The organism is Buchnera aphidicola (Pemphigus obesinymphae) (assembly GCF_026122815.1).
Classification (GTDB): Bacteria; Pseudomonadota; Gammaproteobacteria; order Enterobacterales; family Enterobacteriaceae; genus Buchnera_C; species Buchnera_C aphidicola_BJ.
Genome location: NZ_JAIWQW010000082.1, coordinates 1 through 486 on the forward strand (window position 1 = coordinate 1; position 486 = coordinate 486).

Annotated in this window: 1 protein-coding gene; it reads left to right on the plus strand. The window is 22.6% G+C overall.

Annotated elements, in window-relative coordinates; genetic code table 11:
- Positions 1–285, plus strand: a 285-nt coding sequence (locus tag LDP10_RS03195) for a phosphoadenosine phosphosulfate reductase family protein (RefSeq protein WP_265197282.1), incomplete at its 5' end; no start/stop codon positions are given.
- Between the last annotated feature and the right edge of the window lie 201 nt (positions 286–486).

The following is a 486-nucleotide window of genomic DNA, read 5'->3' on the forward strand; positions in this document are numbered from 1 at the left end:
ACATGGTTTTCTGGACTGCGGCGTAGTCAATCTAAAAGTAGATATCATTTATCTTTTATTAGCATACAAAAAAAAATATTTAAATTTTTACCTATTTTAGATTGGGATAATAATAAAACATTTGCTTATATTAAAAAGAATAATTTAGGATATCATCCTTTATGGCATAAAGGTTATTTATCAGTAGGAGACGTACATACAACCAGCAAGTATAAGTATGGAATGAGAGAAGAAGATACACGATTTTTTGGTTTAAAACGTGAATGTGGTTTACATATAGAATGATTTTTTGAATATAATTTTTATTTATTTTAAATTAAATATTTTATATGAAAAAATATTTAATTTGTTTTTATTATAATATTTTTTTTATATAAAAATGTATTTGTATAATTTTTTATACTTTTAAAGTAAGGTTGACGTGAATTATTTACCTATTTTTGCTAATTTAAAATTTAGACGTGTATTAGTGGTTGGTGGTGGAGA